Here is a 14,064-nt window from a genome sequence, read left to right on the forward strand (position 1 = left end):
CCCTTCTCATTCCGAGACACCTGGTCCGACTCGCGAGACGATTTCGTCCCAGAAGCCGGGCAGTGTCTCGAATGACCCGTTACGTGATCCACCGCCTGCCCCGTTGCGCGTGCTCGGGCCGACACCATCACCCGTGTCCGCGCGGTCGGTGCGGTCGGTGCCGTCCGCCCGGTCCGTGCGGTCGGTGAAGAAGATCGTGCCGGCGCCCTGCCAGCGCGCGATCCGTATCGCCTCCTCCAGATGACCGCGCGGCACCCCGTGGACGAGATGGGCAAAGCGCTCCGGCGGATGGTCGGCCGTCCACGCCGCCGCCTGCGACCAGCGGTAGTCCGCCCACCGGCCGCGGAAGGTCACCAACTGGTCGGCGAACTCCGCGTATCCGGGATACGGATGGACCCCCTGGCCCAGTACGACGAACCCGCCGTCGAGCACCGCTCCGAGGTCCGCCGTCGTCCGGCGTATCGCCGGCAGGTCGGCGCGGCCCGCCGGGCACCGGTCGAGAAAGTAGCCGTCGACGCGGTACCAGTCGAGAAACCGCCGGGCGTCGGAGACCAGTTCCCCGGCGGGGTGGGTCCCGTACGCCAGGTCGAGATGGCCGAGCACCCTGGACCCCGCGTTGGTGAGCCGGCCCGCCGCCGCCAGACAGTGCGGGTCGGGCCGGTCGCCGGGGCCGTCCGCGACATTGAGGACGGCCCAGTGCAGCGGCGTTCCCGGGCGGGTCAGTTCGGCCCACTCGACCGGCGCGAGCAGCGGGTGCGCGTATCCGGGAACGCCGATGCCGAGCCGGCCCTCCTCGGTGGCGGAGAGCCGGGCGCCGGGTCTGGTCAGATACGGCACGCCGCCTCCATCCAGATATCGGCGAGTGACTCCTCCAGATTGATCCGGGGCCGCCAGCCGAGCCGGTCGCGTGCGGTCCGTACATCGGCCTGCTGCCAGCTGCCGCAGCCGTCGGGGTACGGGAACGGGCCCGCGCCCAGCTGTTCCGGCGCGGTCTCGCCCCGGGGGGCGCCGACGGTGGCGTGGCCGGCCCGCATCGGCCCGGGGGGCAGGTCCAGTTCGTGCAGGGCGCCCGCGTACCCCGCGACCCTCGCCAGTACGGCGGCGGCGTCCCGCAGCCTGACCGCGCGTCCGGTGCCGATGTTGACGACGCCCTGGGCGGCGGAGAGCGAGGCGGCGTGCACGGCGCGCGCCACGTCGCGTACGTCGACGAAGTCGCGCTGCACCCCGAGGCCGCCGAGCTTCAGCTCACCGTCGCCCGACTGCATGGCGCGGCGCATCGCCTCGGCGAGCCGGCCGAGCGGGGAGCCCGCGGGGGTGCCGGGACCCACGGGCGAGAACACCCGGAGCACGATCGCGTCGAGCCCGGACCCCAGCACCAGCTCGGACGCGGCGAGCTTGCTCACGCCGTACGGGCCGCCGGGGCGCGGTACGGCGTCCTCGGCGGTGGACGAACCGTGCTGGGACGGGCCGTACTCGGAGGCGCAGCCGAGCTGGACGAGCCGGGCGCCGCAGCGGCTGCGGCGCAGGGCCTCGCAGACCGTGGCGACGGCGACCGTGTTGTGCCGGGTCAGCTCGCGCGCGCCGCCCCGGGTGGCTCCGGCGCAGTTGATGATGACCCCGGGATGGACTGCGTCCAGGAAGCGGGTGAGCGCTCCCGGGCTGCCGCCCGCGAGATCGAACCGTACGTCGGCGTCGTCGCCCCGGCCGAGCGCGGTGAGGTGGACGGCGGGGTCGGCGAGCAGCCGGTCGGCCACGAAGCGGCCGAGGAAACCGTTGGCACCGAGCAGCAGGACCCTCATCGCGCGGCTCCTCTGTGCCGGCGGGCCGGTGCGGGGGCCGCCGCTGCGGCCCGTGGTGCGGATTGCGGAGTCATCTCTGGGTTCTCCTTCACGAGGTGGTGCTGAGGGCTCAAGGGGTGCGCCGGCGCCCGCGAGGGGGCGACGGCGGCGGGGGCGAGGGGTCCGGGCGCGGCGGCTCTGCGGACGAGGGCGGGGACGGCGGGGGCGTCACGGCCGGGCAGGAGGCCCGCCGGTACGGACGCGCGGGACAGGGCTTCCGGGGCGCGGGCGGTGGTGCGCCCGGTGGCGGCTCCGATGACGGCGGCCCCGGGGAATCCGTGGGCGAGTCCGCGCCGGGCCTGTACGGGGAAGAGGTGGGCGCACCGGGCGGCGGGAAGTACGGCGAGGGCCGGTGCGGCGAGCAGCGCGCGCAGCGGTCCCCGGCGCGGGCACGCGACGAGCGCGCCGGCGAGCGCGGGGGTCCCTGCCAGGCCTATCGCCCGTGGGGCGCCTCGCTCGGCCATCGCGCTCCCCCGCTCCGGCGTACGCCCCCAAGGAGCCGGGATGGTCACCGATGGCGTGCGCGTCGACCGCCTCGTCCGGGACGGGCAGGGTGGCCGACCGCCCGTGGAAGGCGCCGGGCGGGGCGCGCGCCGGCACATCGCGCGCGCCCCCCGGTCCGTGCGCCCGCGACGTGCCAGCGGTCGTGGGGCAGGGCGCCCGCAGCCGCACGCCGTACGCCGCGACCAGCGGCGATCCGCCGAAGAAGCGTTTGGCCAGCAGTCCGGGCAGCGCGTCCGGGCCTCCGGGTGCGGCACGGCGGAGATCAGGCACGGCAGGGCGGAGATCAGGCACGGCCACGGTGTGCACACTCCGGCGTGCGCCGGGGGTACGGCAGACGGCTTCCGAGTACGGGACGGCCGGCGGCCCGCCGCGGCCGGCTCCGTGCAGCGCGCCGCGAACCGGCGCCGGTCACACCAACGTCCGGACTCACCTGTCGCATACGGACAGCCACCGTACGTAAGCGGTACGAGCCGCACGAGCACACCCCCGATCTCCCCTGTGAGCGGCCGCCGTTGATCCGGCGACTCGCAGCGGGACGACCGTAAGCGGATAAGCCGGTGGTGCGACGGACGGTTGTCCGTCGCACCACCGGAAGGGGTGAATACACGTAACTTTCCCGTACCGGTAGCGTTCTGTCGCGCTACGGAACAGACCGGCTACACGGCGTCAGACCGCGGCCACGCTCTCGGCGGGCACGGGGAGGGCCCTCGGGCCGCACGGCGGACCGCGGCGAGCACCGGATACGGACTCACCGGCCGAGCGGCTCCACCCCGCGTGCGATGACAACGCGGTGCGGGGCGGTCATGAGACGGGCATCTCAACCAGTGGGAAAGACCCAGGGGTTCGGCTTGCACGTGATCCCCTCGATGTCCAGCGACTTCGTCTGCTGCTGCATCACCGGAGCGAGCGACCCGGGCGTGCGGCAGCTCACATGATTGTGTCCGAGCCGGTGTCCCACCTCGTGGTTGATCAGCATCTGCCGGTAGCTGAACATCGCCTTGTCACCGAAGGTCTTCGCGCCCCGCGCCCAGCGGAAGGCGTTGATCATGACGCGGTCGGTCGACGCCGAGTCGCAGGACACATTGTCGATGGTCGTGTCCAGGCCGGACTTGGCGCACCAGACGCCGGTGGTCCCCGGACTCGCCAGCGTGATCACGAAGTCGGCCTCGCCGCTGGAGATCCGTTCGAAGGTCATGGCGCCGTTGTGGGCCCAGCTCCGGTCGTCGTTCAGGGTCTTCTGGACGGCGTCGGCGAAGAGCCCGCCGTCCAGCCCGAGCCCCTTCTCGACATCCACGCGGTAGCGGAACTTCTGCCCCTTGCCGGGCGCCTTGGCGAGACCGGGTACGGCGGTGAAGTCGCCCGAGGCCGTCAGCTTCGGATCGAGCGGGAACTGCCGTGTCATCAGCTGCGCGTAGGTGAGGGCCGGGGCGGCCGCCCCGGCCGCGGACCGCGAGGGGGTGGGCCGGCCCTCGGAGCGCGAGGTGTCATCGGCCTCGACGGCGCGCTCGGCGCCGTCGGCGGACCGCGCGTCGGCCCTCTTCGTCCCGCCGTCGGTGACCTGCCCGGCCACGACGACCGCGAGGACGGTGGTCACCGCCGCGGCGGCGATGCCGGTGAGCGCACGTCCCTTGCCGCCTCTGGCGGGCTCCGCCGGGTCCTGCTCGGTGTCCCCGCCGCCGGGGCCGTCGGCGCCGCCGTCCCGGTCACCGGTGGGGTGCGGGCCGGGCGCGCCGTCCTCCGAGACGGCGGTACGGGAGGACGGGGCACGGAAGGCGTCGAACGCGTCGTCGTCGAACGCCTCGATGAACTCGCGGCGCGGTCCCGGGATACGCGGAGCCGCGGGCGCCGGAGCGGCGGGCGCCGACGGCGTGGGCGCCGAAGTCCCGGGCGTACGGGCCTGCTTGGGCGGGGCCGCGCCGCGCCGCGCCGTGTCGGCGGACTCGGCGGACTCGGCGGGGTGACGCGTATCACCGTGGCGCCGCTCATCGCCCCAGCCGCCGCCGGCCTCACGCTGCTCGGGGTGGCCGCCGCGCACCTGCGGCACGCCGTGCGCGGGGGTGGCGTGCGCGGGTCCGCCGTGCTGCTGCTCCGGGCCCGCGTCCCGGCCCTCCGCGTCCCGGCCGTCCGCGGCGCGCCTGCGCCATCCCCTGCCGGATCCGGCCGGTGCCGGGTCGGGTTCCTCCGCCGCGACCGCGGCCGTGGACCGCGCGCCCTGGGGTACAGGGCCCTTGCGGCTGTGTCGTCCCACGCCCCGGATCAGCTCCTGTCGTAGTCATCGATGAGTTCCCGGCACGCCTGCGCGACCTGCCGGGGGTACTCCATCATGGCAACATGTCCGGCGTCGGGGAGGGTAAGCAGCCGCGAACCGCGGAAAGCGGCCGACGCCCTGCGGGCCATACGGCACGAAACGAGCAGATCCCGCCCGCCGTAGACGAGCAGCGTCGGCGCCAGCACCCGTTCGGCCTGCCGCCACAACCCGTGTTGACCACCCAGGGTGTACGCGTTGACGATACCGCGCGCCGAGTTGGCCATCGCGTCCCAGAAATACGGCAGTTGGAGCCGACGCTCCATCTCCCGCACGGCGTGGCGCAGATCCTCCTCGGGGACCGACGAGGGGTCGCCGTAGGTCAGCCCCATCGCGCCGCGGGTGCGCTGCTCCGGCGTCCAGTCCCGGGTGAGCCGGCCGAACAGCGAGGCGACACCGGGCAAGGCGAGGAGCGCGGTCGGCAACGCGGTGCGCTGCACCCGGATCTCCGGCAGCGCGGGCGAGATCAGCGTCAGGGTCCGCACCAGATCGGGCCGGGCCGCGGCGACGCGCGTGACGACGGCGCCGCCGAGGGAGTTGCCGAGGAGGTGCACGGGACCGCGCCTCTCCGCGTCCAACAGCCGGATCACCGCGCGGGCATGACCGGTGATGGAGTAATTGCCGTTGTCCGGCGGCGGCGAGTCCCCGAACCCGGGCAGATCGACGGCCTCGCCGTCGACGATGTCCTCCAGGAACGGCATCAGCGCCGACCAGTTCTGCGAGGAGCCGCCGAGCCCGTGCACATACAGCGCGGGCGGCGCGCCGGCCCGGGACGCGGGCCGCGCTCGTACGGTCAGCGTCAGCCCCGGCAGCGCGACGGAACGGAGCCGCTCCCCGTCCGCGACCCGTACGGGACTCACCTTCGGCGCCACGGCGGCGGCAATGGTTTCCGGCAGCTCGGTCGACGACATGCCGCAATGTTACGAGACGATCACGCCCCGGCCCGTGTGTTCGCGGTCACAAGCCGCATGGCGCCGCGCACCCCCTGCTTCCAGAGCAGGCGGGGGTCCGAGGACAGGGCCTAGGCTCTTAGGGAGAGCTCTGGGAGAGAGAGGGCACGCCATGGCGGTTGACCCCACGGATCCCGAAACCTTCGAGACGGACGGCGAGGACGGGACGGCCGAGCTGGACGAGGAGGTCCCCGAAGCCGACGCCGCGGAACAGCACACGGACGTACGGCCCGGGGGCGACGAACCCCTGACGCGTATCGACCCGGACAGGGCGGACGAAGCGGACGCGGCCGATCAGGCGCGGGCGGTCGGGACCGACGAGGATGACGACTACCGTCCGTGACCGGGCGGCCGGGCTCGTGGCGCGAAGGGCCTGGTACGCCCACCGGACGTGACCGGGCGCCAAAAAAACAGGTCCTCACCACGCACAGCCGGGTTACCCAAAAGTACGATGGCCAGGCGGCGCACAGCGCGCACGGAACGAATTTTTGGGAGGCGGCGTGACAGCCATAGAGCAGACAGAGGCGGCGCGCCCGCGGGGCACGCGCCTGCCGCGTCGCGCCCGACGCAATCAGCTGCTGGGCGCGGCGCAGGAAGTGTTCGTCGCACAGGGCTATCACGCGGCCGCGATGGACGACATCGCCGAGCGGGCCGGTGTCAGCAAGCCCGTCCTCTACCAGCACTTCCCCGGAAAGCTGGAGCTCTATCTCGCGCTGCTCGACCAGCACTGCGAGAGCCTGCTCCAGGCGGTCCGTACAGCGCTCGCGTCCACGACGGACAACAAGCTGCGCGTCGAGGCCACGATGGACGCGTACTTCGCCTATGTCGAGGACGAGGGCGGCGCGTTCCGCCTGGTCTTCGAGTCGGACCTGACGAACGAGCCCGCGGTGCGCGAGCGCGTCGACCGGGTCGCGCTCCAGTGCGCGGAGGCCATCTCCGACGTGATCGCCGAGGACACCGGGCTCTCCAAGGACGAGTCCATGCTGCTGGCCGTGGGGCTCGGCGGCGTCTCCCAGGTGGTGGCGCGCTACTGGCTCTCCAGCGAGTCCGCGATCCCCCGCGACCAGGCGGTCCAGCTCCTCACCTCGCTGGCCTGGCGCGGGATCGCCGGCTTCCCGCTGCACGGCAGTGAGCAGCACTGAACGACGGGTGTTCGCTGCGGGCGTTCCCCGCGGCGTCTTCCGGATGGTCGCTCCGGGCTAATGTGTGCTGCGTACCGCGCGGCTGGCCGCGCAACGCAGACCGTTCGGAGGGACATAGCCGTGGAGGTCAAGATCGGCGTGCAGCACACGCCCCGCGAGATCGTTCTGGAGAGCGGGCAGACCGCCCAGGAGGTCGAGCGCGCCGTCGCCGACGCGCTGGCCGGCAAGGCGCAGCTGCTCAGTCTCACGGACGACAAGGGGCGCAAGGTGCTCGTACCGGCCGAGCGGATCGCATACGTGGAGATCGGTGAGCCGGCCACACGACGCGTCGGATTCGGCGCTCTGTAGTCACGCGCACTCATGCACGGAATGGCCCGGCGGGACACCCCCGCCGGGCCATTCCGCTGTCCGTCCGCTGTCCGTTCCTCTGCCCCTCCCCCGCGCTGTTACCCGCGAGTTCCGCTATGCGCGTAGCCGCCCTCTCCCGGGGGTCTGTCGAGGGTTGCGTTCCGTGCACTCCGGGTAGTGACGTGCTGGGCCCAAGGCCCTGACCACATGTCACTCCCGGCGTCGTGAGGTGATCAGCAGTGATCTGGGAAGTTCTCGGATCGGTCCTGCTCGGACTCGGTCTTTCGTGGGCGGCGGCCAGTCGGCTCTCCCACCGGCTCCCGGCTCACCGGACGGTGTACACGGCCGGCCCGGTCGGCGCGCTCGTCGGCGCCTATGTGACGCATATGGCGCTGGGCGCGGGCCATGTTCTCGCCACGCTCGTCGGTGCGCTGCTGGTGGGAGCGGTGCTGCTGTCACTGCTGCTCCGCCCCACGCGCCGCGGACTGCGCCGGCCCCAGACCTCCACCCCCTGAGCTGTTCCCCGAAGGGGCCGCCGGTCAGGCGGCCGGCCCGGGGAATCAGGCAGCCCCGGGGGGAATCAGGCGGCCGGCCCGGGGGATCGAACAGCCGGTCCGAGGGGGATCAGGCGGCCAGCCCGAGGGCGGCCATCCGCTTGGTGTGCGCCTCGGTGATCCGGGAGAACATCCGGCCGACCTCCGCGAGGTCGAACCCGTCCGCCACCCCGCCCACGAGCATCGTGGACAGCGCGTCGCGCTCGGCCACGACCCGCTGTGCCTGCGAGAGCGCCTCGCCCATCAGCCGGCGCGCCCAGAGCGCCAGACGCCCGCCGACCCGCGGCTCCGCCTCGATCGCGGCGCGTACCTTCTCCACGGCGAAGTTGCCGTGTCCCGTGTCGTCCAGTACGGCGAGCACCAGCGCGCGGGTGTCGGTGTCCAGCCGCGCGGCCACCTCCCGGTAGAAGTCGCTGGCGATCGAGTCGCCCACGTACGCCTTGACGAGGCCCTCCAGCCAGTCAGATGGCGCGGTGAGGCGGTGGAAGTCGTCGAGCGCCTTCGCGAACGGCTCCATCGCACCGGTCGGCTCGGCGTCGATCGCCCGCAGCCGGTCGTTCAGCCGCTCGAAGTGGTGGAATTCGGCGGCGGCCATTTTCGCCAGGGCCGCCTTGTCGGCGAGGGTCGGCGCGAGCTTGGCGTCCTCGGCGAGCCGCTCGAAGGCCGCCAGCTCCCCATAGGCGAGCGCTCCCAGCAGATCCACGACCGCGGCGCGGTACTGCGGCTCGGCGGAGGCCGTGTCCCAGTCCTGGGCGGCGATCCCGGTGGGTTCCTCGGCTGCGGATGCGGGCGTGGTGGCGTTGTCGGGCGTCTCCATGTACCGCACAATAGCCCGCTCTTCGCGCCGCGTAAGGGCCTGGTCAGACACTGTGGTCACACCGTTCCGACGAATTCGCCCAACACACATGCGCGATTCCGGGGTACAGTGGTAATGGCGCCTGCCGAATATTCGGCGGGCGATCGCAGTGTTAGACAGTGTTTGAACGAGGGTAGTCCCTCGTGCAGGCCCCATGAGGATGCCCGGTCGGTGGCCCGATCGGCTCCGACCCGACCGCCCTCCGCGCGGATCGTACGCACAGCAGCGTACGGCCGCAGATGAGGGGCCCCCTCAGCGGTTCGAGCGCTCGAGCGACGGCAGTGGTCCCGCGCCATCCGGCCAATCCACGGCCGGCCGAGTACCCAGGTGCGGTACGACCCCCAGCGTTCGCCTCGCGCCGCGTCTCACAGAAGAGGCAGCACCCTGACTACGACTTTCCGAGACCTCGGAATCCTCCCCGAGACAGCCGAAGCGCTAGAAGCCGTCGGCATCCTGTCTCCGTTCCCCATCCAAGAGATGACGCTCCCCGTCGCGCTTTCCGGCAAGGACGTCATCGGACAGGCCAAGACCGGCACGGGCAAGACGCTCGGCTTCGGTCTGCCGCTCCTGGAGCGCGTCACGGTCCCCGCGGACGTCGAGTCCGGCCGGGCCGTGCCCGAGAAGCTCACCAACGCCCCGCAGGCGCTCGTCGTCGTCCCCACCCGCGAGCTGTGCACGCAGGTCACCAACGACCTGCTGACGGCCGGCAAGGTGCGGAACGTCCGGGTCCTGGCGATCTACGGCGGCCGGGCCTACGAGCCGCAGGTCGAGGCCCTCAAGAAGGGCGTCGATGTGATTGTCGGCACCCCGGGCCGGCTGCTCGACCTGGCGGGCCAGAAGAAGCTCGATCTCTCCCATGTGCGCGCGCTCGTCCTGGACGAGGCCGACGAGATGCTCGACCTGGGCTTCCTGCCCGACGTCGAGAAGATCATCCAGCTGCTGCCGCCCAAGCGGCAGACGATGCTGTTCTCCGCGACGATGCCGGGCGCGGTCATCGGCCTCGCCCGCCGTTACATGTCGCAGCCCACGCACATCAGCGCCACCTCGCCGGACGACGCGGGCGCGACCGTCGCCAACACGACGCAGCGCGTCTACCGCGCCCACTCCATGGACAAGCCGGAGATGGTCGCCCGCATCCTCCAGTCCGAGGGCCGCGGCCTGGCGATGATCTTCTGCCGTACGAAGCGCACGGCCGCCGACATCGCGGACCAGCTCGCCCAGCGCGGCTTCGCCTCCGGCGCGGTCCACGGCGACCTGGGCCAGGGCGCCCGCGAGCAGGCGCTGCGCGCCTTCCGCAACGGCAAGGTCGACGTCCTCGTCTGCACCGATGTCGCCGCGCGCGGTATCGACGTCGAGGGCGTGACGCACGTCATCAACTACCAGTCGCCGGAGGAGGAGAAGACCTACCTCCACCGCATCGGCCGCACGGGCCGGGCGGGCGCGTCCGGTACCGCCGTCACGCTCGTCGACTGGGACGACATCCCGCGCTGGCAGCTGATCAACAAGGCGCTGGACCTCGGCTTCCCGGACCCGCCGGAGACGTACTCCACGTCCCCGCACCTGTTCGAGGAGCTGAACATCCCCGCCGGGACCAAGGGTGTCCTGCCGCGCGCGGAGCGTACGCGCGCCGGTCTGTCGGCCGAGCAGGTCGAGGACCTCGGCGAGACGGGCGGCCGCGGCCGTAAGTCCGCCGCCCCCGCGGCAGCGGCGGCGGTACGGGAAGAGCGTCCGGCCCGTACGCGCACCCCGCGCCAGCGCCGCCGTACCCGCGGCGGAACCCCGCTGGAGGCGACCGCGACGGTGGCGGCGCCGCTGCCCCCGAGCGCCGAGCCGCAGTTCCAGACCGCGGAGCCGCAGTTCCAGACGGCCGTGCCGATGGACGTGCCCGCGAGCGTGGAACGGCCCGCCGAGGCGCGTACTCCGCGCCGTCGCCGGCGTACCCGCGCCGGAGCCGGGTCCGGGGCCGGGTCCGGGACACCGGCCGTGGAGACCACGACGGATCCGGTCGCTTCCGAGCCGGTCGCCGCGGAGTCCGTCGCCGCGGAGTCCGTCGCCGCGGAGTCCGTCGTCGCGGAGCCGGTCCTTCCCGAGCCGGAGGCGGAGCCCGCGGCCAAGCCGCGCCGCCGCCGTACCCGGGCCGCGAAGCCCGCTGCCGACACGGCCGCGCCGGTGGAGGCCGCCGCGGTGACGGAGCCGGTCGACGCCCCCGAGGCGCCGGTCGCCGAGACCAAGCCGCGCCGCCGTACCCGCGTCGCCAAGCCCGTGGCCGAGGCCGCGGAGCCGGTGGCGGCGGAGCCGGCGGACGGGACGGCCGAGGCGCCCGTCGCGGCGACCAAGCCCCGTCGCCGTACCCGCGTCGCCAAGCCGGCCGCCGAGGCCGTCGAGGCCGCCGCGACCGCGGAGGCACCCGAAGCGGAGGCGGAGGCGCTGCCCAAGCCGCGCCGCCGCCGTACGCGCACGACAGCGGCGAAGACCGAGAGCTGACGTACGCGCGCACCACAGCCGGATGGCCCGACGCCCCCAGAGGGGGGTGCCGGGCCATCGGCTTTCCGAGGCGCGGTTAGCCTCTTCGCATGAGTCGGCCGCCCACGTTCGTCCCGCCCTCCTGCGCCCGCGCCCGTACGCTCGCGACCCGCCGCGGGCCCTTCGCCACGCTCGACGCGCGGCCGGCCGGGGAGCCGCGCGGCACCGCGCTGATGCTCCCCGGGTTCACCGGGAGCAAGGAGGACTTCATCGCGCTGCTGGAGCCCCTCACGGAGGCCGGCTACCGGGTCGTCTGCGTGGACGGCCGCGGCCAGTACGAGACGGCGGGCCCGGAGACCGAGGAGGGCTACGCGCAGAGCGAGCTGGCCGCCGACGTACTGGCGCAGACGGAGGAGCTCGGCTCCCCCGTGCATCTGGTCGGGCACTCGCTCGGCGGTCTGATCGCCCGTGCCGCCGTGCTGCTCGACCCCGGCCCGTTCGTCACGCTGACGCTGCTGTCCTCCGGGCCCGCGCGGGTCACCCACGTCCAGCGGGAGCGGGCCGAGCTGCTCAGCGGGGCGCTCAGGGCCATGACGATGGGGCAGGTCTGGGAGATCATGCGCTCGATGGATCCGCCCGAGGAGACCGCCATCGACGGGGAGGATCTGCGCAGGCGCTGGCTCCTCACCCAGCCGGCCCAGCTGATCGCCACCGGCCGACAGCTGAGCGTGGAGCCGGACCGGGTGGACGAGCTGGCCGCCGTACGGCCGCTCCCGAAGCACGTGATGTCCGGCGAACGGGACGACACGTGGCCGGTGCCGCTGCTGGACGAGATGGCCGTGCGCCTCGGCGCCCGCCGGACGGTCATCGAGGGCGCCCAGCACTCGCCCAACACCGACCGGCCGCTGGAGACCGCCGCCGCGCTCAGGGACTTCTGGGACACCCACGGCTGACACGGCCTGACACCGCTCACCTCGGCACCCACGGCCGACCGCCAGGGTGGAGGCCGGGGTGGAGAGGCCGGACCGGGCCGTCAGTACTGCGACTGCAAGTGGTGCCAGAAACCGTCCCGCAGCGACCGCCGCAGTATCGCGTGGCCCCGTAGCGACCGCTGGAGCAGCTTCTCCGCCTCGATCAGCAGGTCCTGGTCCACCGGGCCCGGCAGATACGGGTGGCCCGGCAGCAGCTCGGCCATGGCTTCCCGGCCGCGCTCCGCCAGCCAGGTCGCGGCGATCTGCGCGCCGATGAACCGCACCTGGTCGCGGGAGGGCGGCGGCTCACCCTCGTGCTCGTACGTGGTGACCGGGCGGCGGGTGACATACGGCTTGCAGAAGTCCAGGTCGAAGGTGCGCTGGCTGTCGACCTCCCACAGCAGCGGCTCGGCCTGATTGCGGCCCTCGCCCGCCTCGATGCCCCAGAGGTGCACGCGCGCGCCGTACCCCTGGGCCGCCTCGACGGCCGACACGAGGTCCTCGTCGCCGCCGACCAGCGCCGCGTCACTGATGGCGCGGTGCCGGGCGAGCGATTCGAGATCCGTACGGATCAGGGAATCGACGCCCTTCTGCTGGTTGTTGGCGTTCAGGTTGCCGAGCCTGACCTTGACGTCGGGCAGTTCGGCGATGGACTGCTGCTCCGAGGTGTGGATCCGGCGTCTCGCGCCGTCGTACCAGTACACGCGGAGCAGCCGGCTGTCCGCGAAGATGATCCGGGCCTTGTCGATGAAGGCCTCGATGAGCCCCTCGGCGTCCAGATCGAAGGCACGCCGGTCTTCAGTGCCCGCCACCAGCAATCCGGCCGCAGCATAGACGTAACCGGCGTCGACGAAGATGGCATGTGTGGACGGGGTCTTGGCGACTTCGGCGAGCATGCGCTGGAGCAGCTCGTTGGTGCGCTCCAGACGGGCGCCGATGTCGGCGATCTCCGGGTTGATCTCTGCCTCGCTCATACACCGTTCATTCTCTGCGGACGCGACTGTACCCGCCAGAAGTTAGTCATCCGAAAATTTTCCTTAGCGTAGGGAATGTTTGCAGTGGGCAAGCCGTTGCATCTGGATGTAACTGCCGACGGCTCAGTCCGTCACCCCATAGTTCTCCAGCAGGAGGATCAGACGAAGGGAGAAGCCTTGCGCTTCGAAATCATGCGACTCGACGATGTTGACGGCTCCGCTGTCGACAGCACCGTTGTGGACGCCGCCTCCGTCAACCGGATCGTGCAGCAGGCCGCCGCGATGGGCCAGCGCATCTATATCCGCCCGGCCGAAACCTCGGCCTCGTAACCCCGTATCCCTTCGCGACGCGTACGACAGCGACCGGCCGCGAACCGACGAAGCGCCCCTGTACGGATCACTCGTACGGGGGCGCTGCCCATGTCAGGCGCCCTGGATCACCTGGGTGACGCCATTGATGATCTGCTGAACGGCGATGGCCGAAAGCATCATCCCGGCCAGCCGGGTCACCAGCACCACTCCCCCGTCCTTGATCAGCCGGATGATCAGCAGCGAGTAGCGCATCGTCAGCCAGAGCACGACATGCATCGCGACGATCGCCGCCCAGACCGAGATCCGCGCCGAGGCGCCGTCGGCGTGCTGGACGGCGAGGATGACGGACACGATCGCGCCGGGTCCCGCGAGCAGCGGCATGCCCAGGGGGACGAGCGCGACATTGACGTCCTTCGTCTGCTTCGGCTCATCGGTCTTGCCGGTCAGCAGATCCAGCGCGATCAGCAGCAGGAGCAGCCCGCCGGCGATCATCAGCGCCGGTACGGAGACATGCAGATAGTCCAGGATCTGCTGGCCCAGCAGCCCGAAGACGGTGATCACCCCGAAGGCGACGGCCACCGCCTGCCAGGCCATGGCGCGCTGGACCTTGGCGGGCCTGCCGGAGGTGAGGGCGAGGAAGATCGGGGTGATCCCGGGAGGGTCCATGATCACGAAGAGCGTGAGAAAGAGGGAGCCGAAGACGGCGAAGTCGAACACAGTGAGGCCTTGCGGGACGTAGAGACGGGAGACGGGCGGGAGACACGGGAACGGACGCGCGCGGAGGCGCGACGAGGCGAGGGCGCGACCGCGCCATGAGGAAGCGGCACGAGGAAGCGCTGCGGAGAAG

Annotated in this window: 15 protein-coding genes; 7 read left to right on the forward strand and 8 right to left on the reverse strand. The window is 72.5% G+C overall.

Going from position 1 to position 14,064, the window contains the following annotated elements; translation table 11 throughout:
• Positions 1–6: 6 nt before the first annotated feature.
• The 5 genes from CU044_RS22155 to CU044_RS22175 all read right to left on the reverse strand — a co-directional run bounded on the left by CU044_RS22155 (position 7) and on the right by CU044_RS22175 (position 5,558).
• Positions 7–837, reverse strand: a complete 831-nt coding sequence (locus tag CU044_RS22155) for a spherulation-specific family 4 protein (protein WP_129770465.1) — start codon at positions 835–837, stop codon at positions 7–9.
• Complete coding sequence (locus CU044_RS22160; RefSeq protein WP_129770466.1) at positions 825–1,799, reverse strand: NAD-dependent epimerase/dehydratase family protein; 975 nt, start codon at positions 1,797–1,799, stop codon at positions 825–827. The genes CU044_RS22155 and CU044_RS22160 overlap by 13 nt, the downstream gene beginning before the upstream one ends.
• Positions 1,796–2,302 carry a hypothetical protein gene (locus CU044_RS40070; protein ID WP_165371954.1) on the reverse strand — a complete coding sequence of 169 codons (507 nt, stop codon included), beginning with the start codon at positions 2,300–2,302 and terminating at the stop codon, positions 1,796–1,798. The genes CU044_RS22160 and CU044_RS40070 overlap by 4 nt, the downstream gene beginning before the upstream one ends.
• Positions 2,303–3,159: 857 nt before the next feature.
• Positions 3,160–4,590, reverse strand: a complete 1,431-nt coding sequence (locus tag CU044_RS22170; protein ID WP_129770468.1) for a DUF3152 domain-containing protein — start codon at positions 4,588–4,590, stop codon at positions 3,160–3,162.
• Positions 4,591–4,598: 8 nt separating this feature from the next.
• A complete protein-coding gene (locus tag CU044_RS22175) occupies positions 4,599–5,558 on the reverse strand; it encodes an alpha/beta hydrolase (RefSeq protein WP_129770469.1) in 960 nt (319 codons plus the stop codon).
• Positions 5,559–5,709: 151 nt separating this feature from the next.
• Between CU044_RS22175 and CU044_RS22180 the strand changes: the two genes are divergently transcribed.
• From CU044_RS22180 to CU044_RS22195, 4 genes are all read left to right on the forward strand, one after another.
• Positions 5,710–5,940: a hypothetical protein gene (locus tag CU044_RS22180; protein ID WP_129770470.1), complete on the forward strand. Its 231-nt coding sequence runs from the start codon at positions 5,710–5,712 to the stop codon at positions 5,938–5,940.
• A 157-nt stretch (positions 5,941–6,097) separates the two neighbouring features.
• On the forward strand, positions 6,098–6,739 hold the full coding sequence (locus CU044_RS22185) for a TetR/AcrR family transcriptional regulator (RefSeq protein WP_129770471.1): 642 nt from the start codon (positions 6,098–6,100) through the stop codon (positions 6,737–6,739).
• A gap of 120 nt (positions 6,740–6,859) precedes the next feature.
• Entirely contained in the window at positions 6,860–7,087 is a 228-nt protein-coding gene (locus CU044_RS22190; RefSeq protein WP_030352887.1) for a DUF3107 domain-containing protein, read from the forward strand.
• Between the two features lie 239 nt (positions 7,088–7,326).
• Positions 7,327–7,602, forward strand: coding sequence for a hypothetical protein (locus CU044_RS22195; RefSeq protein ID WP_129770472.1), 276 nt, complete (start codon positions 7,327–7,329; stop codon positions 7,600–7,602).
• A 109-nt stretch (positions 7,603–7,711) separates the two neighbouring features.
• On the opposite strand, the gene CU044_RS22200 is transcribed toward CU044_RS22195, so the two are convergent.
• On the reverse strand, positions 7,712–8,458 hold the full coding sequence (locus tag CU044_RS22200) for a ferritin-like fold-containing protein (RefSeq protein WP_030352889.1): 747 nt from the start codon (positions 8,456–8,458) through the stop codon (positions 7,712–7,714).
• A gap of 516 nt (positions 8,459–8,974) precedes the next feature.
• Between CU044_RS22200 and CU044_RS22205 the strand changes: the two genes are divergently transcribed.
• A complete protein-coding gene (locus CU044_RS22205; protein ID WP_345790145.1) occupies positions 8,975–10,981 on the forward strand; it encodes a DEAD/DEAH box helicase in 2,007 nt (668 codons plus the stop codon).
• Between the two features lie 89 nt (positions 10,982–11,070).
• Positions 11,071–11,913 (forward strand): alpha/beta hydrolase, encoded by an 843-nt coding sequence (locus tag CU044_RS22210; protein WP_129770474.1) that lies wholly within the window; start codon positions 11,071–11,073, stop codon positions 11,911–11,913.
• An 80-nt stretch (positions 11,914–11,993) separates the two neighbouring features.
• Here the strand turns inward: CU044_RS22210 and CU044_RS22215 are convergent, their stop codons facing one another.
• Complete coding sequence (locus CU044_RS22215; protein ID WP_129770475.1) at positions 11,994–12,905, reverse strand: NYN domain-containing protein; 912 nt, start codon at positions 12,903–12,905, stop codon at positions 11,994–11,996.
• An 84-nt stretch (positions 12,906–12,989) separates the two neighbouring features.
• On the opposite strand from CU044_RS22215, the gene CU044_RS22220 reads away from it, so the two are divergent.
• Positions 12,990–13,235: a hypothetical protein gene (locus CU044_RS22220; protein ID WP_129770476.1), complete on the forward strand. Its 246-nt coding sequence runs from the start codon at positions 12,990–12,992 to the stop codon at positions 13,233–13,235.
• Between the two features lie 93 nt (positions 13,236–13,328).
• Here CU044_RS22220 and CU044_RS22225 read toward each other — a convergent pair whose 3' ends face one another.
• Positions 13,329–13,934 carry a MarC family protein gene (locus tag CU044_RS22225; RefSeq protein WP_129770477.1) on the reverse strand — a complete coding sequence of 202 codons (606 nt, stop codon included), beginning with the start codon at positions 13,932–13,934 and terminating at the stop codon, positions 13,329–13,331.
• Between the last annotated feature and the right edge of the window lie 130 nt (positions 13,935–14,064).

It is taken from the genome of Streptomyces sp. L-9-10, from assembly GCF_004151105.1.
GTDB lineage: Bacteria > Actinomycetota > Actinomycetes > Streptomycetales > Streptomycetaceae > Streptomyces.